The following is a 25903-nucleotide window of genomic DNA, read 5'->3' as shown; positions in this document are numbered from 1 at the left end:
GCCTAGCAGCTAACGCGCCCGTCGCGACGCAGACTCGCCGAAACAGGTGAATTCGGCTCACGCAAGTCGCGAACAACCCTCCAGACCGCTCGAGCGCCGGCGAGGCTAGGAAGGCTCCTGCGCAACGGGGCCGCCGCATGCAGATCACCGCTTACGACCACGTCGGCCTTCGGGTCGTGGACCGCGCCCGGTCCCTGGTCTTCTACGAGAGCCTGGGCTTCGTCCTGGACGCGCCGCATTCGAACGAGCGGGCCCTGGAGCTGGTCGCGACGGGCGGGGTGCGCATCAACCTGATCCTCAACGGCGAAACCCCGCCGGACGGGCGCAACGTGCTGATGGACGTCGACGCCCGCTGGCCCGGCTACACCCACGCCGCCTTCGTGGTCGACCGGCTGGACGCGCTGCTGGCCTGGGCGGCGGCGCGGGGCGTTCCGATCACCGAGGGCCCGGTCGACTGGGGCCGGCGGCGGACCTGCTTCCTGCGCGACCCGGACGGCAACGTGCTGGAATTCAACGAGCTGACGCCGGCCGCAACCGCCCACACCCTGGTGACCGGCAACAAGAACTACTCGTCCTGGTCGATGCGGGCCTGGATGCTGATGAAGTTCGCCGGCGTGCCGTTCGAAGAGGCGGGCGTGCTGCTCTATCGCCCCGGCTCGCGCGAGGCGGTGAAGCGCCTGGGCGGCGAGACGGGGCTGGCGCCCGTGCTGCTGGCCGGCGACCACGCGATCTGGGACACCCTGGCCATCTTCGAATACGTGGCCGAGCTCAATCCGGCGGTCTGGCCTCGTGATCAGCTTGCGCGCGCCCGGGCGCGCAGCTGGTGCGGCGAGGTGCATGCCGGCTTCAACCACCTGCGCGCGGCCATGCCGGCGAACGTGCGCGGCCGCAACCGCAAGGCCGAGATCACCCCCGAGGTCGAGGCGGATATCGCCCGCGCCGCGCACATCTGGTCGCAGGCCGGCGGGGAGGACGGGCCCTGGCTGTTCGGAGCGTTCAGCGGCGCCGACGTCATGTTCGCGCCGGTGGCGGCGCGCTTCGTCACCTACGGCGTGCAGTTGGACGGCCGCGCGCGCGAGTACCATCAGGCCCTGCTGGCGCACCCGCTCTCTCGGGAATGGGCCGCCCTCGGGCAGACGGAAGCCGACGTCATTCCCGACGCGGAGCTGCCGGAGGCGTAACGCCTGGTCAGGGCGTCAGGCCGGCCGGCGCGCGCGCAGGGCCTGGGCGATGGTGCCGTCGTCCAACCAGTCGAGCTCGCCGCCGACCGGCACGCCGCGGGCCAGGGTGGTGACCGCCACCTGCAGCGGCGCCAGGCGCTCGGCGACGTAGTGGGCGGTGGTCTGGCCGTCGACGGTGGCCGGCAGGGCCAGCACCACTTCCGCCACGCCCTCGGCGCGCACGCGCTCGACCAGCGGACCGATGCGCAGGGCTTCGGGGCCGATCCCGTCCAGCGCGGACAACAGGCCGCCCAGCACGTGGTAGCGGCCGCGGAAGGCCCCGACCCGCTCCATGGCCCACAGGGCGCCGGCCTCCTCGACCACGCAGATCAGGGTGCGGTCGCGCTCGGAATCCGAGCAGATGGCGCAGGGGTCGCGGGTGTCGGGCGCGCCGCAGACCGAGCAGGGGCGAACCCGCTCGGCCGCCACGGTCATGGCTTCCGCCAACGGCACGAGCAGCTGGTCGCGCTTCTTGAGCAGCGCCAGGGCCGCGCGCCTGGCCGAACGCGGGCCCATGCCCGGCAGCTTGGACAGGAGCCCGATCAGGCGTTCGATTTCAGGTCCGGCGGAAGCGGCCATTCACCCTCGGAATTAGAACTTCAGACCCGGCATGCCGGGCATGCCGCCGGCGAACGGGCCGGCCGCCTCGCGCATCAGCTCGGCCTGGGCGGCGTCGAGCTTTTTCTTGGCGTCGGCGTGGGCGGCGACGATCAGGTCGGACAGGATCTCGCCCTCGCCCGGGGCCAGCAGGCTCTCGTCGATCTGCAGGCCCTTCAGCTCGCCGGTGCCCTGCAGGGTGACGGTGACCATGCCGCCGCCCGAGGAGCCCTGGGCGGTGGTGTCCTGCATCTTCGCCTGCGCGGCCTGCAGCTTCTCCTGCATGGCCTGGGCCTGCTTCATCAGGGCGGAGAGGTCTTTCACGCGAAACTCCTGAGCATCCGTACGACCGGCGTTCTATCGGCGAGCGCTGGCGAAGCAAGATTGATCAATCGTCGTCTTCGTCGTCAGTGGTTCCGGCCGAAGGCGCGGCGGTGGGGGTGACCACCATGCGGCGCAGGCCGACGATCTCGGTCCCCGGGAAGGCGGCCATCACGTCGCGCACGAAGGGGTCCTGCACCAGCCGCTCGCGCTCCTCGGCCTTCTCGCGCTTTTCGCGCTCGAGCAGGCTCTCCGCGCCGCCGCCGCCTTGAGCTGCGATCAGCCAGGGCCGGCCGGTCCATTCGCGCAGGCGCGAGGCCAGCTTGCGGGTCAGGTCCTCGGGGCAGCCGGGGGCGGGTTCGAACTCGATCGCGCCGGGCTTGAACGACACCAGGCGGACGTACTGCTCGACCTCCAGCTTCAGGCGGATGTCGCGCTTCTCGCCCAGCAGGGCGACGACCTGGTCGAAGCTGGTGAGTTGCGGCAGCGCCTGAGGCTGGGCCGCGGCCTTCACCTGCATCTGGGCGCGGGCGCCGCCGCCCCCGCCCGACGGCGCGGGCGCGCCGGGACCGCCGCCGGTCAGCGGCTGGCCGGACTGCAGGCGCTTCATCGCCTCCTCCGGTCCCGGCAGGTCGGCGGCGTAGGCCAGCCGCACCAGGGCCATTTCGGCCGCGGCGGCCGGATCGGGGGCGCGGCGGACCTCGTCGTAAGCCTTCAGCAGCATCTGCCAGACCCGCGCCAGGGCGCCGGCGGAGATGGTGGCGCCCAGCGCCGTCAACCGCTGGGCCTGTTCAGCCGGCAGGCGGGTGGCGTCGGGGCCCAGCGTCTTGCCGATGGTGGCGGCGTGGGCGTGCTCCAGCAGGTCAGACATGACCTGGGCCGGATCGGCGCCGAAGCCGAACAGGGTGCGGAAGGCTTCCAGCGCTTCCCCGGTGCGGCCGCCCATCAGGCTCTCGAACAGACCGATGGTCTGGCCGCGGTCGGCCAGGCCCAGCATGTCGCGCACCACCTCGGCCTTCACCATCTGGCCGCGCTCGGCCTGGACCAGGGCCTGGTCCAGCAGCGACAGGCCGTCGCGCACCGAGCCCTCGGCCGCGCGGGCCAGCAACGCCAGGCCCTCCTGCTCGACCAGGGCCCCTTCGCGCGAGGCCACTTTCTCCAGGTGCGGGCCCAGCACGTCGGGCTCCACCCGGCGCAGGTCGAAGCGCTGGCAGCGGGACAGGATGGTCACCGGGACCTTGCGGATCTCGGTGGTGGCGAAGATGAACTTGGCGTGCGGCGGCGGCTCTTCCAGCGTCTTCAGCAGCGCGTTGAACGCCGCCGTCGACAGCATGTGGACCTCGTCCAGCACGTAGACCTTGTAGCGGGCCTGGACCGGCGCGTAGCGCACGCTCTCCAGGATGTCGCGGATGTCGTTGACGCCAGTGTGCGAGGCGGCGTCCATCTCCATCACGTCCATGTGCTGGCCGGCCATGATGGCCTGGCAGTGCCGCCCCTCGACGGTCAGGTTCACGGACGGCTGGTGGACGGTGTCGGTGTCGTAGTTCAGCGCGCGCGCCAGCAGGCGGGCGGTGGTGGTCTTGCCGACCCCGCGGACGCCGGTGAGCATGAAGGCGTGGGCGATGCGCCCCGTCGCAAAGGCGTTGGTCAGGGTCCTGACCATGGCCTCCTGGCCGATCAGGTCCTCGAAGGTCTTCGGACGGTACTTGCGGGCCAGCACCGTATAGGCGTCGGCCTTGCCGGCGGGCTCGGCCGCGGCGGCCGGCGCGCCGAACATCTCGGCGGTGTTCTCGTCCCGCTCGGCTTCGACGTCCGGCGAATAATCGGTGTCGGTCATGGGCTCGGCGCGCTCGACTCAGCACTCGCCCCAGGCGCGGGCGCGCGCATCGTAAAGGCCTCAAGGCTTGAGAAAAAGCCTGGGCGCCCGGCTTTCGCCAGCGTGCGGACCGCTTGTGGGGAAGGTGGAGACTGGACGCGACCCGAAGGGGATCTCGTTACGGCTGCTTCCTTCCGGACCTGACCGGGTTGGCGAGGCCTCCGCCCGCGCCAGTCTCCGCGGCCTATATCGTCTCCAACGCGGGAAGACGCAAGCGCTCTGGACGAGAGGTCGCGGGCGAAATCTTCACCCGGCCGCGCGGTAGCCGCGCACGACGTAGCGGCACTTCACTTCCTCGCAGCGCTGGAAGCCCAGGTGCAGGGTATAGTCGCCCGGCGCCAGCTGCGCCTTGAAGCCGGGGACGCCACGGGTGACGACGTGGCCGTCGGCGGCCTTCAGCAGCAGGCCCACGTCGGCGCAGTCGCCGCCGCAGCCGGCGACGAAGGCGTAGGCGCCGCGCGAGGTCACGCTGACGTCGATGGCCTTGACCTCGGTCGCGGTGGCGGCGCCTTCGAAGGTCATGCCCTCGACCGGCCGGCCGAAGCCGAAGGCGTCCATCTCGGCGACCTGCGGGGCGGCCCAGGCCGAGACCTCGGGCGCGGCGACCACGGCGGTGGACAGGGCGAACATGGCCGCGGCCACGGCTAACACCTTCAACGACATTCCATCCCCCTCTTCCCCCGCACACGAACGCTAGCGAACGATGTTCCGCGAGACTAGCGCGCGAAGGACACAGGACGATGACGTCGGCGACGCTTCGCGCCGCGCCGGAACGGCGCTATGGGAACGGCATGCCCTTGACCGCCTACGCCAACACCTTCTCCGGCAATCCGCTCGACCGCGCGGGCGACCGCCGGGTCGACCCCGCCTGGCTCGCCGCCCACATGGCCAGCCCCGACGCCCTGGCGGTGGCGGTCTGGAACGGCCGGCCGCTGGTGGAGACCGGCGGCGACGCCGGCGCCCGTTTGGCCTACCTGCGCGCCGACCTGGTCTCGGAAGCCGCCGGCGGCGACGAGCGCATGGTGTTCCTGGGCCTCTGGAAGAACGCGCCGGTGTTCGCCGCCGAGTTCGAGGGACCGGCCGATCCCGCCGAAGGCCCGCTGCGGGGTCTGGGGCGCTTCGAGGAACTTCGGGGCCTGGCTCTGACGCTGCCGGCGCACGAGGCGGCGATCGCGGCCACGGCGAAGAGCCTGCTGGAATGGCACCGCCGGCACGGCTTCTGCGCCGCCTGCGGCCAGAAGAGCGACATCGTCGACGGCGGCTGGAAGCGGCTCTGCCCGGCCTGCAAGGCCGAGCACTTCCCCCGCGTGGACCCGGTGGTGATCATGCTGCCGGTGCTGGGCGACCGCTGCCTGATGGGCCGCCAGAGCGCCTGGCCGCACGGGCGCATGTCGGCCCTGGCCGGTTTCGTCGAGCCGGGCGAGTCGATCGAGGAGGCCTGCGCGCGCGAGCTGAAGGAGGAGGCCGGCCTGATCTGCACCCGGGCGGCCTATCACTCCAGCCAGCCCTGGCCGTTTCCCTCGACCCTGATGATCGGCCTGATCGCCGAGGTCGAGAACGATCACGCCACGCCCGACCAGACCGAGCTGGAGGAGGTGCGCTGGTTCACCCGCGACGAGCTGCGGATCATGCTGGAGCGCGGCGAGTTCGACGGCATTCACCCGCCGCCGCCGCTGGCCATCGCCCACCACCTGCTGAAGGCGTGGGTCGGCGGGTTCGGGGGCTGATCGGCCCCCGGCCTTACTTCTGGATGTCCATGATCTGCAGGATGGCCGGGCCCAGGATCACCACGAACAGCACCGGCAGGAAGAACAGGATCATAGGCACGGTCAGCTGGGCCGGGAGGGCCGCGGCCTTCTTCTCGGCGGCGGCCAGGCGCAGTTCGCGGTTTTCCTTGGCCATCACGCGCAGCGCGGTGCCGAGCGGCGTACCGTACTTTTCAGCCTGAACCATGGCGGTGGCCACCGACTTGATGCCCGGATGGTTGGTGCGCTTGGCGAACCCCTCGTAGGCCTGACGGCGTTCGGGCAGGTAGCTCAGCTCGGCGACCAGCAGCGACAGCTCTTCGGCCAGCTCGATGGAGCTGCGGCCCACCTCGGCGCTGACCTTCTGCAGGGCGGCTTCGACCGACATGCCGGACTCCACGCAGATCAGCAGCAGATCGAGCGCGTCGGGGAAGGCGGCCATGATCTTGTCGCGACGCTTGGAAGCGACGTTGGCGATGTAGAGGTTCGGCGCGTAGTAGCCGGCGACGAAGGCCCCCATGACGAAGACCAGCTTCGTCATGGCCGGCAGGTTCCCCACCTTCAGGACGTACAGGTAGAAGGCGGCGAAGCAGGCCAGCACGAACGGCGTGGCGAAGCGGAAGAAGTAGAACAGGGTCACCGGCCGCGGCCCGCGGTAGCCGGCCTGGGCCAGCTTGTCGACGACCTTCGGGTCTTCCAGCAGGGTCTTCAGGTTCAGCCGGTTGACGACGTTGGTGTAGAAGCCCTCGTCCTGGTGGCGCAGGCCGCCGTCCTTGGCCATGGTCTGGCGCGACCGGCGCTTCAGCTCCTCGCGCCGCGAGGCCACCGACTTCATCCGGTCTTCGAGCTTCTCGCGCCCGAACATGGGCGCCATCAGGCTCACGACGGTGCCGAACACGAGCAGCGCCACCAGCGCTGCGATGATGTTGTCCCGGTTGGTGAGGACGCTGACGATGTTCATGTTCCCGCCCTCAGATCTTGAACGAGATCATTTTCTTCATGACCAGCACGCCGGTGGTCATCCACAGGACGCCGCCCAGCAGCATCAGGTTGCCGCGCGGGTCGGTGAACAGCATGCCGATGTAGCCGGGGTTGACCAGCGACACCATGAGCATCACGCCCGGCGGCAGACAGCCGATGATGCCGGCCGAGGCCGTCGCTTCCGACGACATGGCCTTGATCTTCTCCCGCATCAGCGCGCGCGAGCGCAGCACCGTCGACAGGTTTCCCAGGGCTTCGGCCAGGTTGCCGCCCGCCTTCTGCTGGATCGCGATGACGATGGTGAAGAAGCGCAGCTCCGACGTGGGCATGCGCTCGTACATCTTCTCCAGCCCCTGCTCGAGGCTGACGCCCATGCCGATGTTCTCGACCAGGCGCTGGAACTCCGGGCCGAGCGGGGCCGTGCTCTCCCTGCCGATGATCTTGAGACAGTCGTGGACCGGCAGGCCCGACTTGATGCCGCGCACGATGACGTCGACGGCGTTGGGGAACTCGGCGGTGAACTTCTTGGCGCGCTTCTTGGCGAGGAAGCCGAGCACCCAGCGCGGCAGGCCCAGCCCCGCGGCGAACCCGCAGCCCAGGCCGATGAGCGGCTTGTGGCTGACCAGGGTCAGGACGGCGGCGATCGCCAGGCCGACGCCGAGGCTGATCAGCCAGAAGGTGCGCGGCGCCATGGCCACGCCGGCCTGACGCAGCTTGGCGGCGATCGTGACCCGCGCCTTGCGGTCGCGCTCCTCGACCTCCTTGAGCTGCGCCATGATCTGCTTGCGGCGGCTCTCCGGATCGCCGGCCTTGCCCTCGCGGCGCGCGGCGGCGCCCGGCTTGGTCCGCCGGCCCGTGTCGGGCGCGGTGAAGGTCTGGGCGCGCTTCAGCGCGGTCTCGGAGCTGTCGCCGCCGCCGGCGAAGGCGAAGCCCAGGCCGGCGATGGTGACGAAGCCGAGGACGGCCGCGAGGATGGTCATCAGCATGCGCGCTACTCCGCCGCGTCCAGGGCCTCGGCCAGCTCGCGCTCCAGGCCGTAGTAACGGGCGCGGTCCCAGAACCGCGGCCGGGCGATGCCGGTGGAGCGGTGACGGCCCAGCACGCGGCCGTCCTTGTCCTCGCCGTTGATCTCGTAGACGAACAGGTCCTGGGTGATGATCACGTCGCCTTCCAGGCCCAGCACTTCGGTGACGTGGGTGATGCGACGCGAGCCGTCGCGCAGGCGGGCGGCCTGCACGATCACGTCGACCGAGCCGACGATCATCTCGCGGATGGTTTTGGTGGGCAGGCCGTAGCCGCCCATGGTGATCATCGATTCCAGACGGCTGACGGCTTCGCGCGGGCTGTTGGCGTGCAGCGTGCCCATCGAGCCGTCGTGGCCGGTGTTCATGGCCTGGAGGAGATCGAACGCCTCCGGGCCGCGGACTTCGCCGACGATGATGCGTTCGGGACGCATACGCAGGCAGTTCTTCACCAGGTCGCGCATGGTGATCGTGCCCTGGCCTTCGAGGTTCGGCGGGCGGGTTTCCAGGCGCACCACGTGCGGCTGCTGCAGCTGCAGTTCGGCGGCGTCTTCGCAGGTGATGACGCGTTCGGTCGGGTCGATGAACGCGGTCATGCAGTTCAGCAGCGTGGTCTTGCCCGAACCCGTGCCGCCGCTGATCAGGATGTTGCAGCGCGACGCCCCGATCACGCCGAGCACGCGCGCGCCTTCCGGACTGATCGAGGCCCACTCGACCAGGTTGCGCATCGTAAGCTTGTCTTTTTTGAACTTACGAATGGTCAGGGTCGGGCCGTCGAGGGCCAGCGGCGGCGCGATAACGTTGACGCGGGAGCCGTCGGCGAGACGGGCGTCGCAGATCGGGCTGCTCTCGTCGACGCGGCGGCCGACCTGCGACACGATCCGCTGACAGATGTTCATCAGCTGGGTGTTGTCGCGGAAGCGGATGTTGGTCAGCTGGACCTTGCCGCCGACTTCGATGAACACCCGGTTGGCGCCGTTGACCATGATGTCGGCGATGTCGTCGCGGGCCAGCAGGGGCTCCAGCGGACCATAGCCGAGCACGTCGTTGATGATGTCCTGGACCAGGTTTTCCTGTTCCGCGACGGACATCTGGACGTTCTTGATCGACACCAGCTCGGCGACGATGTCGCGGATCTCCTCCGCGGCCTGCTTCGGGTCCAACTGGGCCAGCTGGGCCAGGTCGATGGTGTTCAGCAGCGCGTTGAAGATCGTGGTCTTCGTCGCGTGGTAGTAGTCGCTCTGCTCCCGGACGATCTCGGTGACCGTCTGGGCCGCGCGCAGCTGTTCGAAGGCGGCGGTGGCCTTCGGGCCGCCGGCGCCGCCCTTGGGCGCTTCGCCGCCGGCCGGCTTCGGCTTGGGCGCGAGAGCGTCGAGCTTCGGCTCGGCGGCCGGCGCGGCCCGTTGCGCTGAAGGCGACGGCTGCGCCGGGGACTGGGGAGCCGCACGCGCCGCGGCCTGGCCGAAACCGGCCGGCTGCGGATCGCTCCCGTTAGTGCGCTTGCCGAACACCCTCGCCGGCTCCCCTTACCGCTTGAAGATCTTGGAAAGGACCGACGGCTTGGCGGCCGCCTTGGTCGGCGCCGGCAGGGCCAGGATCTCGCGCTTCGAGACCACCTGGGCCAGATGCGCGAACCCTTCGGCCGGCTTCGACTTGGAGCCGATCTCCAGGATCATCTGGCCGTTGTTGGCGGCCTGGCCGAACAGCTTGGCGTCGAACGGCATGACCAGGCACGGCGGCAGGCCGAGCGCGTTGCCGAATTCCTTGATCGGGATTTCCGGACGGCCGGGGACGCCGACCTGGTTCAGCACCAGGCGCGGCGGCGCGTCGTTCGGCCGGGCCGCGCGGGCCAGGTCGATCATGTTCTTGGCGTTGCGCAGGGAGGCCAGGTCGGGCGTGGCGACCACCACCACCTCGTCGGCGGTGATCATCATGCGGCGCATCCAGGCGTTCCACTGGTGCGGCAGGTCCAGCACCACGAAGGGGGCGGTGCCGCGGATGCGGGTGGCGACCTCCTCGATGGCCTCGGGCGAGACGTCCCAGTCGGAGTCGAGGCTGGCCGGCGCGGCGAACAGGCTGAGCCGGTCGGTGCAGCGGACCATCATGCGGTCCAGCAGCACGGGATCCAGACGCTCCGGCTCGTTCAGCGCGTCGGCGACGCCCTGCACCGGGTCCTGGTTGAAGTCGAGGCCGGCGGTGCCGAACGGCAGGTCGAAGTCGACGATCACCGTCTGGGCCGACAGCCGCTCGCTGATGGCGTAGGCGGTGTTGTGGGCCACGGTCGAGGCGCCCACGCCGCCGCGCGCGCCGACGAAGGCGATGGTGCGGCCCACGAACGGCGCGGCCGGGTCGTTGTAGAGCGAGCCGATGGCGCTGATCAGCTGCATCGGCTGGACCGGCGCGACCAGGTACTCGCTGACGCCGCGGCGTATCAGCTCGCGGTACAGCGCGATGTCGTTGGCGGCGCCGATGACCACCACCTTGGTGCCCGCGTCGCACTGCTCGGCCAGCTCGTCGAGCTCGGCGATCATCTGCGCGGCCGAGGTCATGCTCTCGACGATGATCAGCGAGGGCGTGGCTTCGTGGCTGTAGGCGGTCAGCGCGGTCTGCAGACCGCCCATGCGCACCGTCGTGCTGGCGCGCGACAGGCGGCGGTCGCCGGCGGCGCGCTGGGCCGACTCGAAGGTGTCGCTGCGCTCGGCGAAGATATGGATGCCGATGCGCGGGACGTTCACCTGGCCCAGGGCCGACTCGGCCCCGGCCTGCATGTCGCCGACCGGGTTGAAGGCGTGGCCGCCGTGCGAGGACGACACCGGGGCCGCGATCTGCAGGGCGCCCGCGCTCGGCTGCAGCTGCGACGGCGGCGGCAGGATCTCGACCTCGGCGGCGCCGGGCTCGTCGTTGCCCACCGGCATGATGCGGGTGCGCGGATCGTCGGCGCCGGGGAAGACCAGCTCGTCGTCGACGTGGAAATCGTCTTCGTAGGGGTCCACGGTGCTATAGGCCCTGCTCATCTGCTCCGCCTCACTGCACGACCTGGGCGACCTTGCCGTCGGCGTTGGTGTCCTTCGCCGAGGCGGTGATCTCACCCTTGCGGTACTTATCGAGCACCACGCTGCGGCGGCCGGCGTCGGCGGGGTCCGCCGCGGCGGGGCCGCCGATGTCGCGCGGGTTGGCGATCTGCGCGGCCAGGTTGGCCGTGACCGAGCAGCCGAAGTCCGCATAGCTGCGGTTGTCGCGGGTGGCCGTCAGGTCGTTCCACTCGCGCCCGCACTGCGGGACGACCGCGGACACCACCTTGAAGCTGGCCAGAACGGGGGCGGCGGCGGGATCGGCGGCGGTGTAGGCGCCGAGACGCACCCGCTCGGCCGGCACGCCGGCCTGCTCGAGGGCGGCCTTGACGTTCCAGGCGCTGCGCGTGGCGGTCTCGTCGCCGCCGGTGGCGCTCTGCACCGTGATCACCTCGCCGCCTGAGCTGTAGAAGCGCTGCGCCAGGTCGGCGACCGCCGCGCGCTGGGCCGCGGACAGCCCCTCGGCGTGCGGCGCGAGCGCGATCTGGTCGACCGTCGACGCCGTCTGCAGCTTGAAGTTCTCGCTCGGCAGCGCCGGGGCCGGGTGGTCGCCGGCGGCGGTCGCGCAGGCGCCCAGCAGCATGGACAGCCCCAGGATCGAAGCTTTGCGGATCATGCCCTCGCCCCCTCTACTCGATGACGTAGCCGACCGGGCCCTGGTAGGCCTCGGGCGGCGCCGCGGCGGCGTCGCCGCGATAGACCTTGTTCAGACGGCCCAGCAGGATGGTCGACGCGTCGCTGGCCATCTGCAGGTTCTGGCCGGGCGACTGCAGCCGGTCCGGATCCGTCGCCCGGACCAGGTACGGGGTGACGATCACCACCAGCTCGGTCTCTTCGTTGAGGTAGTCGCGCGAGCGGAACAGGGCGCCCAGCACCGGCACCTCGGTCGCGCCCGGCAGGGCGTCGAGGTTCTGCTTGGCCTTCTGCTGCAGCAGGCCGGCGATCATCAGGCTGCCGCCGGACGGCAGTTCGACGGCCGTCTCGGCGCGGCGGACGCTCAGCGCGGGAAGCACCAGCGTCGTGCCGCCGCCGCCGGCGGTGAAGGCGCCCTCCTGCGAGAGCTCCGACACCTCGGTCGAGATCTTCATCGAGATCCGGCCCTCGGACATCACCACCGGGGTGAAGCCGAGGCCGACGCCGAACGGCTTGTACTCGACCGTGACCTTGCCGGTCTGGTCGATCGCGACCGGGACCGGGAACTCGCCGCCGGCGAGGAACTTGGCCGACTCGCCCGAGATCGCCGTCAGATTCGGCTCGGCCAGGGTGCGCACCAGACCGGTGCGCTCGAAGGCCTGGAAGCAGGCGTCGATGTTGGCGCCGGACACGAGCTGATAGGCCGAGCTCACCGCGTTGGTGACGTCCTGGATGCTGCCCGGGGCGGGCGTGCTCGTGGTCGTCGTCTTATCCGTGTTGGTGATGGCCGTGGTGCGGGCCCCGTTCTGGCCGTAGCACACGCCGCCGCCGCCCATGGCGGAGCCGTTCACGCCGTAGGTGTTCACGCGGCCGAAGGCGTAGGAGTGAATGCCGTTGTTCGAAACGACGTCGGCCGACAGCCCCAGCTGCTTGATCACCGAGCGCCGCATCTCGACGACGCGGACCTTCAGCGTCACCTGGTCCTCGCCGGCGATGCTGAGCATGTTGATCACCTGCTCGGGCTTGGCGACGAACTGCTCGGCCACCCGGCGCACCCGGTCGGCTTCGCCGGCGTTGGCGACCGTGCCGGTCAGGATCAGGCTGTCGTTGACCGGCTCGACCGTGACCTTCGCCCCCGGAACCACGCGGCGCAGGGTGTCCTCCAGCGCGCCGGTGCTCTGGTCGACGCGGATCGCCAGGCTGAGGATCTGGCGGCCGGCCCCGTCGAAGAACACCGCGTCGGTCTGGCCGGACTTGACGCCCAGCACGTAGATGCGGCGCGGGGTGCGCAGGACGGCGTCGGCCACGGTCGGATCGGAGACCAGCACGTCGCGGGCGTCCACCGGCAGTTCGACGATGGCCGACTTGCCGCGCGGCAGCGACAGCGACTGGGCCGCGGCCCCGTTCCCGCCCAGCTGGACGCTGACCGTGGACTGGGCCAGGGCGGCCGAGGCCGGCGCGACGGCCGCCAAGGCGACGGCCAGGGCCGCGGAAGTACGCAGGAGTTTGGAGAAATTCCGGCTCATCACATCACCGCCACGTCGGTAACTTCGTTGCCGCGGAACACGCGGACCGATCGCACCGCAGCCGACTGCGCGTCGCGCGCCACCTGCGGGGTGCGGCCGGAGGGACCGCTGGCGTCGGCGTAGGAGCGCAGGGTCAGCGAGAGCTTGCCTTGCGCCTGGGCCAGGGCCAGGGCTTCGGAATCCGGGGGAGCCAGTTCGAGGGTCGCGGTCGCGCCGACCACCGTGGTGGCCCCCTTGTCAGGCTGGGTCACCTGGTCGATGGCCAGGACCCGGACGTTACGCAGGACGGTCTCGCTGACATAGGCGTTGCGGCTGCCGCTCTGGCCCTTCACCTCGACCTCGTGCGCCAGCAGCACGTCGACCCGGTCGCCGGGGAGGATGAAGCCGCCGGCCGCGGTTTCGACCGACACCGACACCGACATGGCGCGCATGCCGGGCTGCAGCACGACCGCGAGGTAGCCGCTTTCACCGGCCCGCACGAGCTTGCGGGCGACGATCGGCTCGCCGGCCATGAACGCCTCGCGCACCACCGCGCCGACGAATTGCGCCTTGGGGCTGTCGCCGGTGAGGACGGCGGCCACCTTGTCGACCGTGCCGTCCGGCTTCTTGGCGGCGACGGCCGCCGTCTTGGTCTTGGCGTCGGCCTTTTCGGTCTTGTCGGGTTTCGCGGCCTTGTCGTCGGCCTTGTCCTTACCGTCCTTGCCGTCCTTCGCGTCCTTGTCCGCGTCGGCGGCCGGCTCGGCGTCGCCCAGAGGCTTGGCGACCTCGACGGAGCCGTCGGTGACGAAGGCCTGGTTGACGGCCTCGACCGGCCAGTCCTGCCAGTCCATGTCGGCTTCGGTCAGGCGGTCGCCGATCTTCAGGTCGCGCTTGGCCACCAGCACGCGCGCCATCGGCTTCACGTTGGCTTGGGAAATGGGGACCGCGGCCTCGGCCTGGGAAGTCGGCTTTCCGGACAGCGCCCCGCGGACGATCAGCGCCAGGCCGACCGCGGCCACAGCCGCCACCGCGAGAATGACAATTCGAACAGGCTTCATTCGGTACGCCCCCTCCTGGGGCTCGCCCGCCTGCCTGTGCGAGGCCCGCGGAACAACGCCTTTTCCAGTCTTTGGGAGGGTCGCCCCTCAGGGGTTAACGCCCACCTAAATCCCAAGGCTACGCAAAGATTTACGAGGGCGCCGGACGGGGCCTCAGAAGGCGGCCGACCAGCTGGTGACGAGGTCGGAGACCGGGTAGGCCGCAAGCGCGCCGATCGCGATGGCCACGCCGTAGGGGATGTCGCCCTTCGGCTGCAGCAAACGCCCGACCCAGCCCTGCCCCTGCACCGCGTAGGCGTGGGCGACGAAGCGGGCCTGGATCAGGATCAGCGCGAAGGCGCCGCCGGCCAGGGCCGTCCAGGTCAGGAATTCCGGCAGGGCGCTGAAGCCGAGCCAGAGGCTGGCCGAGGCCAGAAGCTTGGCGTCGCCGCCGCCGATCCAGCGCAGGGCGAACATCCCCATCGCGGCGACCAGGACCCCGAGGGCGATCGCCAGGTGGGACATCATCTCGACCGGCGCGAGCCCCGCCGCCAGCGCGGTGGGGAAGAAGCCGCCGATCAGCACGACGGACATCCAGTTCGGGATGGTCATGGTGGTCACGTCGCGCAAGGCGGCGGCGATCGCCACCACCGGGAATACGCAGAGCAACAGCGCCGTCACCAGGTTCAACACGCGCGGGCCTCCCGTGAATTCGTCGGGGGCAGTCTAGGTTCGAGGAGTAAATTCGAACCTAAGCCCCAGTAAGCGAAAGGGCCGCGGCGGTTTCCCGCCGCGGCCCCCTAAACGCACGACCCGGAAGCTTACGCCGGCGGGTTGGCCATGCCGGTCTCGGCGGCGGTGAAGGTCGCCTTGACCTGCTTGCCCAGGGCGCCCACGGCGCCGATGATGGCGACGGCGATCAGAGCCGCGATCAGGCCGTATTCGATGGCCGTGGCGCCCGACTCGTCCTTGATGAAGCGGGTGACGAACTTGGTCATGTGACTTCTCCTGTTCAGCAAGCAGACAGCGAGGACTTCCTCACCGGGGCCCGAGCTGTCTTGCTCGCTTGCCCCCAAACGCACGATCAACTTGCACCACCCTGCGTTAACGGGTGGTGAAAACTAGAAGTCACTCAAATTATTTCTATGGTGAATAGATATTTACAGTTAAATTCTGATAACCATGCGTTTAATTTCTCAACGATTCCATGGGGCGACGCGGCCGACGCACGACGAACCGCGCGGTTTCAGTTTTTTTTGACGAATGACCGGTGATCCTTCGCTCGCGCGGGCCCGCCCGCGTAAGATTCAAAAGGAGTGGCCCGATGCGCCGCCTGATGTTCGCCAGCCTGGCCCTGATCCTCGCCGCCGTCCCCGGCGTCGCCTCCGCCCTGAACGTGCCGCTGAACCACACCGAGCGCCTGAACCTGTCCGGGGCCGCCGCCTCGGTGATCGTGGGCAATCCCAGCGTGGCCGACGTGACCGTGGTGGACGAGCGCACGCTCTACGTCGCCGGTCGCGGCTACGGCGTCACCGAAGTGGTGGTGATCGATAGCCTGGGCCGCACGATCTATAAGGGCGAAGTGGTGGTCACCGCGCCGTCGTCCGGCCAGGTGTCGGTCTATCGCGGCGCCGCGGTCACCGAGATGACCTGCGCCTCGAAGTGCGTCTCCACCGTCGCGGGCGCGAAGGCTCCCTGATCTCGTCGGCCGGCGGAAGCGCGCGCATGACCTGCCTCGTCCGCAAATACGCCGCCCGGGCGCGCGCCTTCGCGCGCGACCTGATCCGCCGCGACGACGGCGCGACGGCGGTCGAGTTCGCCTTCGTGATCGGCCCGTTCCTGTTCATGCTGTTCGCGACGCTGGAGCTGGCGCTGGTCTTCTCGGTGTCGGTGATGCTGGAAAACGCGACGGCCGACGCCGCGCGGCGCATCCGCACCGGCGAGCTGCAGACCGCAGGCGGCGCGACCAAGACGACCTTCCGAAACGACATCTGCGCGCACATGCCGTGGATGGAGACCCAGTGCCGCGAGCGGCTGCAGATCGACGTGCGCACCTACCAGCAGTGGGCCGACGCCCAGCCGGTCGATCCGATCCAGAACGGCAAGCTCGACGACAAGGCGCTGATGTTCGACGCCGGCAAGGCCGGCAGCATCGTGCTGGTGCGCGCCTACTACAGATGGCCGCTGCTCACACCGTTCCTGAACCAGGCGCTCGCGCGTCTGGACGGCGGCGTCGCGGTGATCCAGTCGACGGCCACCTTCCGCAACGAGCCGTACTGATGATGCGCCGTGTCCGATCCTGGCTGACGCGGCTGGCGCGGGCGGAAGAGGGCGTCTCCGCGGTCGAATTCGCCCTGATCGCTCCGCTGATGATCCTGTTCTATTTCGGCCTCGCCGAACTGAGCCAGGGCTACATGGCGCAACGCCGGGTCAATCACGCCGCGGCGGCGATCGCGGACCTGGTCGCCCAGCAGCAGGCGGTCAACAACCAGGACATGCAGGACATCTTCCTGGTCGGCGGCCTGACCATGGCCCCCTTCCCCACCGACACGCTGAAGCTGCGGATCAGCAGCGTCGTCGCCGACGCCAAGGGCGTGCCCAAGGTCGCGTGGAGCGACGGCAGCCACATCGTCGCCCGCACCAAGGACGAAGTGGTGACCGTGCCCGCCGGCCTGATCGCCGCCGGCGCCAGCGTGATCATGGCCGAGGTCGAGTACGACTATCACTCGACGGCCGGTCAGGTGATGCCCTCGCTCACCCGGCTGAAGCACACCTACTACCTGGCGCCGCGCCTGTCGCAGACGGTCACCCGCAAGTAAGCGCCACGGCGCGCGCCAGCGCGTCCTGAGCCGGGTGGGGCGCGACCGCCCGGCCGTCCAGCCCGGCGACCGGGCGAAGGCCGATCAGGCTGTTGGTCAGGAACAGGCCCGCGGCGGCGTCCAGCCGTTCGCGCGAGGCCAGAACCTCGGCCGTCTCCAGCCCCAGCCCGCGGGCGGCGCGCAGGACCTCGGCCCGCACGACGCCGGCCAGCACCCCGCAGTCCAGCGCCGGTGTGACCAGCCGTTCGCCCTCGAACCAGAACAGGTTGGCGACCGCGGCGCAGGCGACCTCGCCCTGCCCGTTCAGCATCAGGGCCTCGTCGGCCCCGGCCGCGCGGGCCTGCCGGCGCGCGAGCACGTTGTCGAGATAGTTCAGCGTCTTCAGCCGCGAAGTCGGCGAGCCGGCGTTGCGGCGCACCTCGACCGTGGCCAGAACGGCGGGCGCGGCTGGGGGCGTCGATGATGCGGCGGCGGCGTAGAGCACGGGACGCACAGGATCCGGCCGATCCAGCCCGCGTCCGCCCGATCCGGCGCTCCAGGTCAGCCGCACCGCCGCGCGGCGGGGGGCCAGCCCCGCGGTCTCGATCGCCGCGAGCGCGGCCGCGCGCAGGGCGTCGCGGTCCGGCGCGGGCAGGGCCAGGATCGCGCAGCCGGCGGCCAGCCGGTCCGCGTGCGCCTCGAACTGCATCAGCTCGCCGCCGCGCCAGAGCAGGGTCTCGAACAGGCCGTCCCCCAGCAGAAAGCCGCGATCGTCGATCGGTACGCTCATCCGCCCTCCGTCAGCGCCCGGCGCAGGGCGTCGATCTTGGCCTCGGTCTCGCGCCGCTCGGCGGCGGGATCGCTGTCGGCGACGATGCCCGCCCCGGCCGAGGTGCGGAAACGCCAGCCGTCGCGCTCCACGAAGGCGGCGGTGCGGATCAGCACGCTGGAATCAAACGCGCCGTCGAAGCCGGCCCAGAACAGCGAGCCGCACCACGGCCCGCGCGGCGGCTCGTGGGCGGCGATCACCTTCATGGCCTGCACCTTCGGCGCGCCGGTGATCGAGCCCGGCGGGAAGGTGGCCGCGAACAGGTCGGCCAGGTCGCGCCCCTCGGACAGCCGCCCACGCACGGTGGAGACCAGGTGGTGGACGTTGACGTAGGTCTCGACGCGGAACAGCTCCGGCGCGCCGACCGAGCCGACCGCGCAGACCCGCGCCAGGTCGTTGCGCATCAGGTCGACGATCATCAGGTTCTCGGCCCGGTCCTTCTCGCTCGCCAGCAGGGCGTCCGCCGCCGCCGCGTCGGCGGCGGGATCGGCCCCGCGCGGGGCGGTCCCCTTGATCGGCCGCGCCTCCACCGTCAGCCCGCCGTCCTGCGGCCGCACGCCGAGAAAGCGCTCCGGCGAGTTCGAGACCAGCGCCCGCCCGGGCAGGGCCAGATAGGCGGCGAAGGGGGCGGGGCTGCCGCTCAGCAGGCGACGGAAGACGTCGAACGGCACGGCGCCGTCGCGCAAGCGCCCTCGCCAGCTGCGCGCCACGTTGGCCTGAAAGATTTCGCCCGCGCCGATCCGCGCGATCACGTCGGCGACGGCGGCCTCGTAGGCGCCTCCCGAGCCCTCAGGCTCGAACGACGCCGCGGGCGCTCCGGACGGCGCGTCTTTGGCGACGCCGTCGGCCGCCAGCCACTGCAGCGCCTCGTCCGCGCGCCGTTCGGCGGTTTCCGCATCCGCGCCACGCCCGACCGCCAGGACCTCGCCGCGCGCATGGTCGAAGGCCAGGACGGCCGGATAGCGGATCAGCTCCAGGTCGGGCCAGTCGGGGTCGCGCGGCAGGTCGACCGGCTCGAACCGCGCGCCCAGCTCGTAGGCCGCCAAGCCCACCACGCCGCCCTGAAAGGGCGGACCGTCCTGCGCCGCCGTCCGGGGCCCCAGCAGGTCGCGCAGACGGCCGGCCGGATCGGCCGCCTCGATCCGCTCCACCCGGTCCGGGTCGAGCGCCAGATAGGACCAGCGCCCCTGCGGGCCGCCGTCGGAGATCAGCGCCAGGGTGTAGGGGCGCGCGGCGAACGGCGCGGCGGCCGAAGCCGGATCGCGCCAGCCGGTCCGCCGGATCGCCGTCGCGTGCATGTCCGCGGACTCGCTCACCCGCAGAGGCGGGCCTCGATGCGGGCGCGCAGCTCGGCCCCGACGCCCAGCACGTCGCGCAGATAGGCGTCGAGCGAGCCGTGCCGCTCGCGCACCGCCGCGAAAGCCGCGGCCAGATACTCCGCCTCGACGCCCAGGAAGGCGCGGGTCGCCGCGTCCGACGGCCGCCGGCCGAAGTTGCGCTCGATCACCGCGGCCACCTCGGGCGCGCGCGCCTCCAGGTTCACCGCCGTGTTGGTCAGCAGGTAGTCTTCAAGCGCGTCCGCCTCGCCCACCCCGGCCAGATGGTGGGTCAGGGCGGCCAGCAGGCCGGTGCGGTCCTTGCCGGCGGCGCAGTGGATCAGCACCGCCCCATCGCTCTCGGCCAGGGCCGCGAAGTAGCGGGTGAACAGGTCCACGTGCCGCGCGTCGAACGGCATGGTCCGATAGGTCTCGGTCATGAAGCCGCGCACGCTGTCGGGCGTCAGGTCGGTCGAGCGCAGGAAAGCGATGTGCGGGGCCTCGCCGAGGTCGGCGTCGCGGCTTTCGATCACCTGGCCGGCGAAGCCCTGCGGCCGGCGCGAGGGCTGGGCCGCGCGCTCGCTGGCGCGGCGCAGGTCGACCACCACGTCCACGCCCAGGGCGCCGAAGGCGGCGAGGTCGGTGTCGCTGGCCCGGGCGTGGTGGCCCGAACGCAACAGCCGCCGCCGTACGAGCCGACGCCCCGCCGCGGTGGCGTAGTCGCCGTAATCCCGGAAATTCTCGACGCCGTCAAAGGCCAGCAAACGCGTGCTCATGCGCCGTTAGATAGCGGCGCGCGGGGCGCGGCGCGAGTTGAACCTTCAGCTTGTGGCGAAAGCTTCGTTTTCCCCCGGGGGTTGTGCTACAAGCTTGGCGGGGCTGACGCCCTCGGGGGCCGGGGATGGACTTGCGAGGGACATTTTCGCGCGTGCTGCCGGCGCGTCCGATGCGGACGGCCGAGGCGGCTGCAGCGATCGCCGCCGCAAGCGGCGTCGCCACCCTGCTGCGCGTCCTGCTCGAACCCATTCTCGACGCCGGCCAGATCATCTACTCGACCTACCTGCCGGTGGTGTTCCTGGGCGCGCTGTGGGCCGGCTGGCGGGGCGGGGTGTTCGCCTACGTCGTCGCCCACCTGTGCGTCTGGGCCTTCCTGGCGCATCCGGACCTGCCGCTGCACGCGCCCGCCCCCAATGACGTCACGCGTGGCGCGATCTTCGCCCTGCTGTGCGTGATGATGACGGCGATCGGGCTGCGCATGCGCCTGCTGATCGCCGACGCGGACGCCCGCGAGCGCGAGCTGAGCCGCGCGCAGGCGCGCCAGAAGCTGCTGATCGAGGCGGTCTCGGCCATCATGTTTCGCGCCAGCGCCGACGGCGAACCGCAGGAACCCGAGCGCGGCTGGACCGAGTTCACCGGCCGCCCGTGGGTCAACGCGGGCGAAATGGCCTGGAACCGGGCGATCCATCCGGAAGACTGGAAACCCAGCCGCCAGGAATGGGAGCGCTGCCGCGAACTGGGCCTGCCGCTGCGCACCGAGCTTCGGCTGTGGAACGGCGCGCGGTCCGACTGGTCCTGGGTGAACGTCACCCTCGTCCCGATCCGCGAGGGCGAGCAGGTGGTCGAATGGCTGGGCGTCGTGCGTGATGTCCACGTGCGGCGCGAGGCGCAGCGGGTGCAGGAGCTGCTGCTGGGCGAGCTGGACCACCGCGTGAAGAACCTGATCCTGGTCATCCAGGCCATCGCGCGCCAGACCGTGCGCGGCGCGCGCGACCTGCCCGGCTTCGAGGAGGTGTTCAACCACCGGCTCGACGCCCTGGCCGCGGCGCACGGCCTGCTCACCCGCGAGCGCTGGAACGGGGCTCGGCTGGGCGACCTGGTCAAGCGGGTGTTGATGTCCTTCGACCTCGACGAGGGCGGCGCGGTGCGCACCGACGGGCCCGACGTGTTCCTGCAGCCCAGCACGACGGTGGCGCTGTCGCTGGCCCTGCACGAGCTGGCCACCAACGCCTCGAAGTACGGCGCCCTGTCGGCCGGGGGCGGAACGGTCGAGCTCACCTGGCGGATCGATCCCGTCGGCCGGTTCCGGCTGACCTGGATCGAGAGCGGCGGCCCGCGGGTCAAGCCGCCGACCCGGAAGGGCTTCGGCACCTTCCTGATCGAAGAGGCGCTGGCCACCGAGACCGGGCGGCGCGTGCAGCTGGACTACCCGCCCGAAGGCCTGCGCTGCGAGATGTCCTTCGACCTCGGCCACGCCGAAGCCGACCTGGCGGAAGTCGCGGCCTGAGCCGACGCCGGCCTCAGCGCTGCTCGGAGACCAGCCGGCTCATGGCCTCGAGGTACTTCACGAAGGCGGTCCGGCCGGTGTCGGTCAGCATGGCGCGGGTCAGCGGCTTGCGGCCGGCGAAGCTCTTGTCGATCACGACGTAGCCCGCCTCCTCCAGCTTGCGCAGGTGGACCGAGAGGTTGCCGTCGGTGACCTGCAGCTTGGCCTTCAGCTCGTTGAAGTCGGCCGTCTCCGCGCCCGCCAGGAAGGCCATGATCCCGAGCCGCACCCGGCCGTGGATCACCTCGTCGATGTCGTCGATGTCGAACCCGTCCATGGCGCTCACACGATATCGGAGGGTTCTTTGCGCATCAGCAGCATGCCGGGGACGGCCGCCAGGAGCAGCAGCGCGGCGGCGTAGGCGAGGTACTGCTCGGGCTCGCCGGCGAACCAGGCCAGGGCCGGCGCGCCCACGAAGGCGCCGATCGCCACGACGTTCAGCCACTTCTGGCCGCTCATCGCCGCCGAGACGCTCCAGCCCAGGCCGTAGAGCGCCAGGATCATCGACGGGAACAGCATCCAGACGAGGTGCGTCTGCAGCCGCCAGTCGGCGACCATGAGCGCGACCCACAGTGCGAAGATCGCAAAGCCGGCGGCCGACCAGGCCGTACCGAAGGCGCGATTGGCCGGAGTCGAGGCGCCCGGCTGGCGCTTCACGCGCCGGGTCAGCACGACCAGGGCGACCACGAAGGCGACCATGGCGAAGCCCCAGACCACGAAGTAGCCCATCGGCCCGACGGCCAGTCGGCCGGTCCCGATCGCCCAGTTGGCGACGCTGGCCCCCGCGAAGATCGCGCCGGCGTTGGCCAGGATGGCGCCGCCCAGCAGGGGCGCGCGGCGGCCCTCCTCGGCCATCGCCTTCATGAAGGCGATGTCGTCGCGGATGGTCTGGATCTGGTCGTCGGTCATGGATGCTCTCCCCTTGTCGCGAGGAGTAGCTCAAGCACTTTGCAATGTAAAGTCATTTGTCGCCGGTCAGCGGAACGGCGGCTCGTCAAAGGCGCGCAGCTTGCGCGAATGCAGGCGCGAGCCCTCCTGGCGCAGCAGGTCGACGGTGGCGATGCCGATCTGAATGTGCTCGGAAATCGCCCGCTCATAGAAGCGGTTGGCCTGCCCGGGCAGCTTGATCTCCCCGTGCAACGGCTTGTCCGACACGCACAGCAGGGTCCCGTAGGGCACGCGGAAACGATAGCCCTGGGCGGCGATGGTCGCCGACTCCATGTCGATGGCCACCGCCCGCGACTGCGAGAAGCGCAGGGCCGACAGCGAGTAGCGGAGCTCCCAGTTGCGGTCGTCGGTGGTGACCACCGTGCCGGTGCGCAGCCGCCGCTTGAGGGTGTCGCGGTCCTCGCCGGTGACGATCTCGGCCGCGCCCTGCAGGGCCTGCTGCACCTCGGCGATCGGCGGGATGGGGATCTCCACGGGCAGGATGTCGTCCATCACGTGGTCGTCGCGCAGATAGGCGTGGGCCAGCACGTAGTCGCCGATGATCTGGCTGGGGCGCAGGCCGCCGCAGTGGCCGATCATCAGCCAGGCCTGGGGGCGCAGCACCGCCAGGTGGTCGGTGATGGTCTTGGCGTTGGAGGGCCCCACCCCGATGTTGACCAGGGTGACGCCGCGTCCGCCGGGCGCCATCAGGTGCCAGGCCGGCATCTGGTGGCGCCGCCACGCGCCCTCGGCCACGACCCGCTCCGGATCGGCCGTCTCGGCCGTGACCATCACGCCCCCCGCCCCGGACAAGGCCTCGTACGGCCCGCCCTCGGCCAGCCGCGCGCAGGCCCAGCGCACGAACTCGTCGACGTAGCGGTGGTAGTTGGTGAACAGCACGTATTGCTGGACGTGCTCGGGCGGCGTCCCGGTGTAGTGGCGCAGGCGCGCGAGCGAGAAGTCGGTGCGAAGGCCGTCGAACAGGGCCAGCGGCCGCGGCTCGTCGGGCGCGGGGAACCAGATTCCGTCGGCCACCTCGTCGCCGATGTGGGCGAGCTCGGTGGTCGGGAACCAGCGCGCCAGATCCGAGGTGATCGCCCCATCCAGGGCGACGTCGCCGCCGTCCAGCACGTAGGGGTAGGGGATTTCCTGAAGCGAACGCCCGACCTCGAAGGAGACGTCGTAGTCGCGCTCCAGCAGGCTCAACTGCTCCATCAGATACTCGCGGAACAGCTCCGGCCGGGTGACGGTGGAGGCGTAGACCCCGGGCTTGTTCAGCCGCGCATAGGCCCGGTTCAGCCGGGGGCCGGCGGTTTCGGCCGCATAGGCGATGCGCAATTCCGGATACGAGAACACGCCGGCGGCCCGGGCGGCCGGATCGGGGCGCTCGCCGCGATCGAGATAGGCCCTAAGCGCTGATCTCAGCGCGTCGACGGAGCGGGCGTAATGGTCCTGCAGGCGGTCCACCGCCGCCTTCGCGTGTGAGTAGTCCGACATTGTCGGAGACTAGAGCGCGTTCGCGACAAGGGGAATCCGTTTTTCAGTCCAGCTGGGCGGTTTGGGAACCACTACCGCTCCGAGCCGTTTCAACCGTTGCGCGTAGAGAAGCTTAGCAGGAGTCCGGACCGATGGCCGGCACGCCTCTGCCGTATGTGCTGAACCGCGCGGCCGCCGCCTTGTCGCTGGCCGTGCTGGTGACGGGCCTTTGGCTCCTCGCCGACGGCCTGCACGCGTTGCCCCGAACCGCCGGCTGGATGGTGCTGGGGGCGGTGATGGTCGGCGTGTCGCTGTTCGGCCGCGGGCCCATCCTGGCCATGTTCCCCAAGGCCGCGCCCCAGGCCGACGCGCCCGAAGGCCGACCGGACAACGTGGTCGGGGCCGGGGGCGCCCACCTTCATGTCGAGCGTTACGGGCCGGCCGACGGCTGGCCGATCGTGCTGGTGCAGGGCTTCGAGACCGACCGCACGATCTGGTCGCCGACGGTGTCGGCGCTCGCGGGACAGTGGCAGGTGGTGGTCTGGGACCAGCCGGGCCTGGGCCGCTCCGAGCGCCCTTACGACGAGATCTACGGCCTCGACCGGGCCGCCGCCGACCTGGCCGCCGTGCTCAAGCTGCTGGACGGCCGCCCGGCCCTGCTGGTCGGCTGGTCGACCGGCGCCGCCGCCGTCCTGGCCTACTGCCGCGACCACGCCCGCACCCTGGGCGCCGAGGTGGCGGGCGTCGCCCTGCTCAACCCGACCACCGCCCCGCCCGCCACCGGCGCGATGGTGCGGGCCGACATGATGCTCGCGCCGGTCGTGCAGGCGATGAACTGGGCCGGCTATCTGAACGGCGCCCTGCATCTGGCCGCCCGTTCGACGGCGCTCGGCCAGGCGCCCTCGCGCGAAGCGGCCGACGCGGCCGCTCGGCAAACGGCCGAGACCTCGCCCTGGGTGCAGGCCAAGGGCGCGCTCGCGCTCCGTGACGCGGACCTGAGCAGCGGACTGGCGCGACTGACCACGCCGGCCCTGGCGGTGGCGGGCGGCTACGACGTGGTCGCGCGCCCCGACGAGGTGCGCGCCTTGGCCGAGGCCCTGCCCGACGGGGAGTACGTGCTGCTGGAGGAGGTCGGTCACGCCGGCCCGCTGGAGCGCCCGGACCTCTACGCGCGCACGCTTTGCGCTTTCGCGGAGAAGGTGTTCGGGCGGCTGGAGCAGCTGGCGCGCCCGCGCCACGCCGAGGTCCTGCGCCGGCCGTCCGCGCTTTACGAATTCCGGCCCGAGCCGCGCAACTTCGACGACGGGTTCGAGCCGGTCCCGGTCAAGGACGACGACGAGCGCCCGTTTGAAGGCTACGGCCCGACAGCCGGGCGCGCCTGATCAGCCCGCCGGCTGCGCCGTCCAGCGGCCGAACAGCTCCAGCATGTGCGCCTTGGCCGCGCCATCCCAGGTCTTGATGTGCGCACAGCCCCGCCGCACCACCATCTCCTTGGGCTCGCCGGCCGCGCGGTACAGCCGCCGGGCCTGGGCCAGCGGGATCTGCTGGTCGGCGTCGCAGTGGACGATGAACACCGGCGCCCTCACCCGCCCGATCCATTCCTCGCTGCGATACTGGTCCTTCAGCAGCCAGCGGCTGGGCAGGAACGGGTAGTAGGTTTCCGCCACGCCGACGATCGAGGCGTAGGGCGAATCCAGCACCAGGCCCGCCGCCGGCCGCTCGCCGGCCAGGTGGACCGCGACGCCGGTGCCCAGGCTCTCTCCGAACAGGGCGATCTTCGAGCCCTGCGCGTGGCCGGCGGCCCAGTCGTAGGCGGCGCGCGCGTCGGTCAGCAGGCCGGTCTCGCTAGGCGCGCCTGTGGAGCCGCCGTAGCCGCGCCAGTCGATGGCCAGCACGCCGAAGCCGGCCTCGGCCAGATCGCGCAGCCGCTCGGCGCGGGTGCTGAGATTGTAGCCGTTGCCGTGGAGATAGAGCACCACGCCCTTCGCCGGCGCCGGCGGCTTCCACCAGCCGACCAGCGTCTCGCCGTCCGGCGTGGCGATCGCCACCTTCTGGAAGTCGGTCAGACCGACCTCGGCCGGCGCGACGTCATGCCGGTCGGGGAAGTAGGCCAGCGAGCGCTGGTTCGCATAGAACCAGCCGCAGACGCCGAGGTAGGCGAGCGCGACCACCGCCGCGCCGATCGCCACGAATTTCAGGATCCCGCCCCGCACGGACTTCGCCACG

General features: G+C 70.9%; 27 protein-coding genes and 1 other RNA gene. 7 read left to right on the top strand and 21 right to left on the bottom strand.

The annotated features are described in order from the left end of the window. Positions 1-137: 137 nt before the first annotated feature. Positions 138-1181, top strand: coding sequence for a VOC family protein (locus H8B08_RS07850; RefSeq protein WP_187449639.1), 1044 nt, complete (start codon positions 138-140; stop codon positions 1179-1181). Between the two features lie 15 nt (positions 1182-1196). Here the strand turns inward: H8B08_RS07850 and recR are convergent, their stop codons facing one another. The 5 genes from recR to H8B08_RS07825 form a co-directional block, all read right to left on the bottom strand. Beyond that, positions 1197-1799, bottom strand: a complete 603-nt coding sequence (gene recR, locus H8B08_RS07845) for a recombination mediator RecR (protein ID WP_187449638.1) — start codon at positions 1797-1799, stop codon at positions 1197-1199. A gap of 12 nt (positions 1800-1811) precedes the next feature. Then, a complete protein-coding gene (locus tag H8B08_RS07840; protein ID WP_187449637.1) occupies positions 1812-2141 on the bottom strand; it encodes a YbaB/EbfC family nucleoid-associated protein in 330 nt (109 codons plus the stop codon). A 64-nt stretch (positions 2142-2205) separates the two neighbouring features. Then, positions 2206-3975 carry a DNA polymerase III subunit gamma/tau gene (locus H8B08_RS07835; protein ID WP_187449636.1) on the bottom strand — a complete coding sequence of 590 codons (1770 nt, stop codon included), beginning with the start codon at positions 3973-3975 and terminating at the stop codon, positions 2206-2208. Between the two features lie 121 nt (positions 3976-4096). Further along, positions 4097-4195, bottom strand: an RNA gene (gene ffs, locus H8B08_RS07830) — signal recognition particle sRNA small type. Between the two features lie 65 nt (positions 4196-4260). Beyond that, complete coding sequence (locus tag H8B08_RS07825; RefSeq protein WP_187449635.1) at positions 4261-4677, bottom strand: hypothetical protein; 417 nt, start codon at positions 4675-4677, stop codon at positions 4261-4263. Positions 4678-4805: 128 nt separating this feature from the next. Between H8B08_RS07825 and nudC the strand changes: the two genes are divergently transcribed. Then, positions 4806-5741: an NAD(+) diphosphatase gene (gene nudC / locus H8B08_RS07820; RefSeq protein WP_187449634.1), complete on the top strand. Its 936-nt coding sequence runs from the start codon at positions 4806-4808 to the stop codon at positions 5739-5741. 13 nt (positions 5742-5754) lie between these two features. Here the strand turns inward: nudC and H8B08_RS07815 are convergent, their stop codons facing one another. The 9 genes from H8B08_RS07815 to H8B08_RS07775 all read right to left on the bottom strand — a co-directional run bounded on the left by H8B08_RS07815 (position 5755) and on the right by H8B08_RS07775 (position 15006). Next, the gene (locus H8B08_RS07815) at positions 5755-6720 is read right to left on the bottom strand and encodes a type II secretion system F family protein (protein ID WP_187449633.1); all 966 of its coding nucleotides are present in this window, start codon (positions 6718-6720) and stop codon (positions 5755-5757) included. A gap of 10 nt (positions 6721-6730) precedes the next feature. Then, on the bottom strand, positions 6731-7723 hold the full coding sequence (locus H8B08_RS07810; RefSeq protein ID WP_187449679.1) for a type II secretion system F family protein: 993 nt from the start codon (positions 7721-7723) through the stop codon (positions 6731-6733). An 8-nt stretch (positions 7724-7731) separates the two neighbouring features. Beyond that, the gene (locus H8B08_RS07805) at positions 7732-9273 is read right to left on the bottom strand and encodes an ATPase, T2SS/T4P/T4SS family (RefSeq protein WP_187449632.1); all 1542 of its coding nucleotides are present in this window, start codon (positions 9271-9273) and stop codon (positions 7732-7734) included. A gap of 15 nt (positions 9274-9288) precedes the next feature. Next, positions 9289-10776, bottom strand: a complete 1488-nt coding sequence (locus H8B08_RS07800; protein WP_187449631.1) for an AAA family ATPase — start codon at positions 10774-10776, stop codon at positions 9289-9291. 10 nt (positions 10777-10786) lie between these two features. Further along, on the bottom strand, positions 10787-11449 hold the full coding sequence (locus H8B08_RS07795) for a CpaD family pilus assembly lipoprotein (protein ID WP_187449630.1): 663 nt from the start codon (positions 11447-11449) through the stop codon (positions 10787-10789). Between the two features lie 13 nt (positions 11450-11462). Continuing rightward, the gene (locus H8B08_RS07790; protein ID WP_187449629.1) at positions 11463-12992 is read right to left on the bottom strand and encodes a type II and III secretion system protein family protein; all 1530 of its coding nucleotides are present in this window, start codon (positions 12990-12992) and stop codon (positions 11463-11465) included. After that, entirely contained in the window at positions 12992-14029 is a 1038-nt protein-coding gene (gene cpaB / locus H8B08_RS07785) for a Flp pilus assembly protein CpaB (protein WP_187449628.1), read from the bottom strand. Before cpaB ends, H8B08_RS07790 begins: the two co-directional genes overlap by 1 nt. Positions 14030-14182: 153 nt before the next feature. Next, positions 14183-14701, bottom strand: coding sequence for a prepilin peptidase (locus H8B08_RS07780; protein WP_370545438.1), 519 nt, complete (start codon positions 14699-14701; stop codon positions 14183-14185). A gap of 128 nt (positions 14702-14829) precedes the next feature. After that, positions 14830-15006, bottom strand: coding sequence for a Flp family type IVb pilin (locus H8B08_RS07775; protein WP_187449627.1), 177 nt, complete (start codon positions 15004-15006; stop codon positions 14830-14832). A gap of 326 nt (positions 15007-15332) precedes the next feature. Here H8B08_RS07775 and H8B08_RS07770 point away from each other — a divergent pair, with 326 nt between their 5' ends. The 3 genes from H8B08_RS07770 to H8B08_RS07760 are packed head-to-tail and all read left to right on the top strand — an operon-like array spanning position 15333 to position 16827. Continuing rightward, entirely contained in the window at positions 15333-15707 is a 375-nt protein-coding gene (locus tag H8B08_RS07770) for a pilus assembly protein N-terminal domain-containing protein (protein ID WP_187449626.1), read from the top strand. 26 nt (positions 15708-15733) lie between these two features. Beyond that, positions 15734-16288: a TadE/TadG family type IV pilus assembly protein gene (locus H8B08_RS07765; RefSeq protein ID WP_187449625.1), complete on the top strand. Its 555-nt coding sequence runs from the start codon at positions 15734-15736 to the stop codon at positions 16286-16288. Further along, entirely contained in the window at positions 16288-16827 is a 540-nt protein-coding gene (locus H8B08_RS07760; protein ID WP_187449624.1) for a TadE/TadG family type IV pilus assembly protein, read from the top strand. Before H8B08_RS07765 ends, H8B08_RS07760 begins: the two co-directional genes overlap by 1 nt. Here H8B08_RS07760 and H8B08_RS07755 read toward each other — a convergent pair. The 3 genes from H8B08_RS07755 to H8B08_RS07745 are packed head-to-tail and all read right to left on the bottom strand — an operon-like array spanning position 16814 to position 19727. Further along, on the bottom strand, positions 16814-17596 hold the full coding sequence (locus tag H8B08_RS07755) for an aminotransferase class IV (protein WP_187449623.1): 783 nt from the start codon (positions 17594-17596) through the stop codon (positions 16814-16816). The genes H8B08_RS07760 and H8B08_RS07755 overlap by 14 nt on opposite strands. Continuing rightward, the gene (locus H8B08_RS07750; RefSeq protein ID WP_187449622.1) at positions 17593-18933 is read right to left on the bottom strand and encodes an anthranilate synthase component I family protein; all 1341 of its coding nucleotides are present in this window, start codon (positions 18931-18933) and stop codon (positions 17593-17595) included. Before H8B08_RS07750 ends, H8B08_RS07755 begins: the two co-directional genes overlap by 4 nt. Before the next feature lie 14 nt (positions 18934-18947). After that, a complete protein-coding gene (locus H8B08_RS07745) occupies positions 18948-19727 on the bottom strand; it encodes a tyrosine-protein phosphatase (RefSeq protein ID WP_187449621.1) in 780 nt (259 codons plus the stop codon). Positions 19728-19897: 170 nt separating this feature from the next. Here H8B08_RS07745 and H8B08_RS07740 point away from each other — a divergent pair, with 170 nt between their 5' ends. Continuing rightward, complete coding sequence (locus H8B08_RS07740; RefSeq protein WP_187449620.1) at positions 19898-21235, top strand: sensor histidine kinase; 1338 nt, start codon at positions 19898-19900, stop codon at positions 21233-21235. A 13-nt stretch (positions 21236-21248) separates the two neighbouring features. Here the strand turns inward: H8B08_RS07740 and H8B08_RS07735 are convergent, their stop codons facing one another. The 3 genes from H8B08_RS07735 to H8B08_RS07725 form a co-directional block, all read right to left on the bottom strand. Then, on the bottom strand, positions 21249-21551 hold the full coding sequence (locus tag H8B08_RS07735; protein WP_187449619.1) for a transcriptional regulator: 303 nt from the start codon (positions 21549-21551) through the stop codon (positions 21249-21251). 5 nt (positions 21552-21556) lie between these two features. Further along, positions 21557-22183 carry a hypothetical protein gene (locus tag H8B08_RS07730; protein ID WP_187449618.1) on the bottom strand — a complete coding sequence of 209 codons (627 nt, stop codon included), beginning with the start codon at positions 22181-22183 and terminating at the stop codon, positions 21557-21559. A 66-nt stretch (positions 22184-22249) separates the two neighbouring features. Further along, positions 22250-23698, bottom strand: a complete 1449-nt coding sequence (locus H8B08_RS07725; protein ID WP_187449617.1) for an AMP nucleosidase — start codon at positions 23696-23698, stop codon at positions 22250-22252. 131 nt (positions 23699-23829) lie between these two features. On the opposite strand from H8B08_RS07725, the gene H8B08_RS07720 reads away from it, so the two are divergent. Then, positions 23830-25059: an alpha/beta fold hydrolase gene (locus tag H8B08_RS07720; RefSeq protein ID WP_187449616.1), complete on the top strand. Its 1230-nt coding sequence runs from the start codon at positions 23830-23832 to the stop codon at positions 25057-25059. Here the strand turns inward: H8B08_RS07720 and H8B08_RS07715 are convergent, their stop codons facing one another. After that, on the bottom strand, positions 25060-25902 hold the full coding sequence (locus tag H8B08_RS07715; protein ID WP_187449615.1) for an alpha/beta fold hydrolase: 843 nt from the start codon (positions 25900-25902) through the stop codon (positions 25060-25062). Between the last annotated feature and the right edge of the window lies 1 nt (position 25903).

This window comes from Caulobacter sp. 17J80-11, assembly GCF_014349105.1.
In the GTDB taxonomy this organism is placed as follows: Bacteria; Pseudomonadota; Alphaproteobacteria; order Caulobacterales; family Caulobacteraceae; genus 17J80-11.
The sequence above is the reverse complement of the archived record's forward strand: the minus strand, read 5'-3'. Positions and strand labels throughout refer to the sequence as shown.

What these genes read in the sequence shown, in the direction of transcription:
- H8B08_RS07755 (WP_187449623.1), bottom strand. Translation starts at nt 17,596, where the DNA reads ATGAGCGTACCGATCGACGATCGCGGCTTTCTGCTGGGGGACGGCCTG.
- H8B08_RS07800 (WP_187449631.1), bottom strand. Translation starts at nt 10,776, where the DNA reads ATGAGCAGGGCCTATAGCACCGTGGACCCCTACGAAGACGATTTCCAC.
- H8B08_RS07730 (WP_187449618.1), bottom strand. Translation starts at nt 22,183, where the DNA reads ATGACCGACGACCAGATCCAGACCATCCGCGACGACATCGCCTTCATG.
- H8B08_RS07745 (WP_187449621.1), bottom strand. Translation starts at nt 19,727, where the DNA reads ATGAGCACGCGTTTGCTGGCCTTTGACGGCGTCGAGAATTTCCGGGAT.
- H8B08_RS07825 (WP_187449635.1), bottom strand. Translation starts at nt 4,677, where the DNA reads ATGTCGTTGAAGGTGTTAGCCGTGGCCGCGGCCATGTTCGCCCTGTCC.
- cpaB (WP_187449628.1), bottom strand. Translation starts at nt 14,029, where the DNA reads ATGAAGCCTGTTCGAATTGTCATTCTCGCGGTGGCGGCTGTGGCCGCG.
- H8B08_RS07795 (WP_187449630.1), bottom strand. Translation starts at nt 11,449, where the DNA reads ATGATCCGCAAAGCTTCGATCCTGGGGCTGTCCATGCTGCTGGGCGCC.
- H8B08_RS07760 (WP_187449624.1), top strand. Translation starts at nt 16,288, where the DNA reads ATGATGCGCCGTGTCCGATCCTGGCTGACGCGGCTGGCGCGGGCGGAA.
- recR (WP_187449638.1), bottom strand. Translation starts at nt 1,799, where the DNA reads ATGGCCGCTTCCGCCGGACCTGAAATCGAACGCCTGATCGGGCTCCTG.
- H8B08_RS07740 (WP_187449620.1), top strand. Translation starts at nt 19,898, where the DNA reads ATGCGGACGGCCGAGGCGGCTGCAGCGATCGCCGCCGCAAGCGGCGTC.
- H8B08_RS07720 (WP_187449616.1), top strand. Translation starts at nt 23,830, where the DNA reads ATGGCCGGCACGCCTCTGCCGTATGTGCTGAACCGCGCGGCCGCCGCC.
- H8B08_RS07735 (WP_187449619.1), bottom strand. Translation starts at nt 21,551, where the DNA reads ATGGACGGGTTCGACATCGACGACATCGACGAGGTGATCCACGGCCGG.
- H8B08_RS07750 (WP_187449622.1), bottom strand. Translation starts at nt 18,933, where the DNA reads ATGCACGCGACGGCGATCCGGCGGACCGGCTGGCGCGATCCGGCTTCG.
- H8B08_RS07765 (WP_187449625.1), top strand. Translation starts at nt 15,734, where the DNA reads ATGACCTGCCTCGTCCGCAAATACGCCGCCCGGGCGCGCGCCTTCGCG.
- H8B08_RS07835 (WP_187449636.1), bottom strand. Translation starts at nt 3,975, where the DNA reads ATGACCGACACCGATTATTCGCCGGACGTCGAAGCCGAGCGGGACGAG.
- H8B08_RS07775 (WP_187449627.1), bottom strand. Translation starts at nt 15,006, where the DNA reads ATGACCAAGTTCGTCACCCGCTTCATCAAGGACGAGTCGGGCGCCACG.
- H8B08_RS07815 (WP_187449633.1), bottom strand. Translation starts at nt 6,720, where the DNA reads ATGAACATCGTCAGCGTCCTCACCAACCGGGACAACATCATCGCAGCG.
- H8B08_RS07850 (WP_187449639.1), top strand. Translation starts at nt 138, where the DNA reads ATGCAGATCACCGCTTACGACCACGTCGGCCTTCGGGTCGTGGACCGC.
- H8B08_RS07770 (WP_187449626.1), top strand. Translation starts at nt 15,333, where the DNA reads ATGCGCCGCCTGATGTTCGCCAGCCTGGCCCTGATCCTCGCCGCCGTC.
- H8B08_RS07725 (WP_187449617.1), bottom strand. Translation starts at nt 23,698, where the DNA reads ATGTCGGACTACTCACACGCGAAGGCGGCGGTGGACCGCCTGCAGGAC.
- H8B08_RS07790 (WP_187449629.1), bottom strand. Translation starts at nt 12,992, where the DNA reads ATGAGCCGGAATTTCTCCAAACTCCTGCGTACTTCCGCGGCCCTGGCC.
- nudC (WP_187449634.1), top strand. Translation starts at nt 4,806, where the DNA reads ATGCCCTTGACCGCCTACGCCAACACCTTCTCCGGCAATCCGCTCGAC.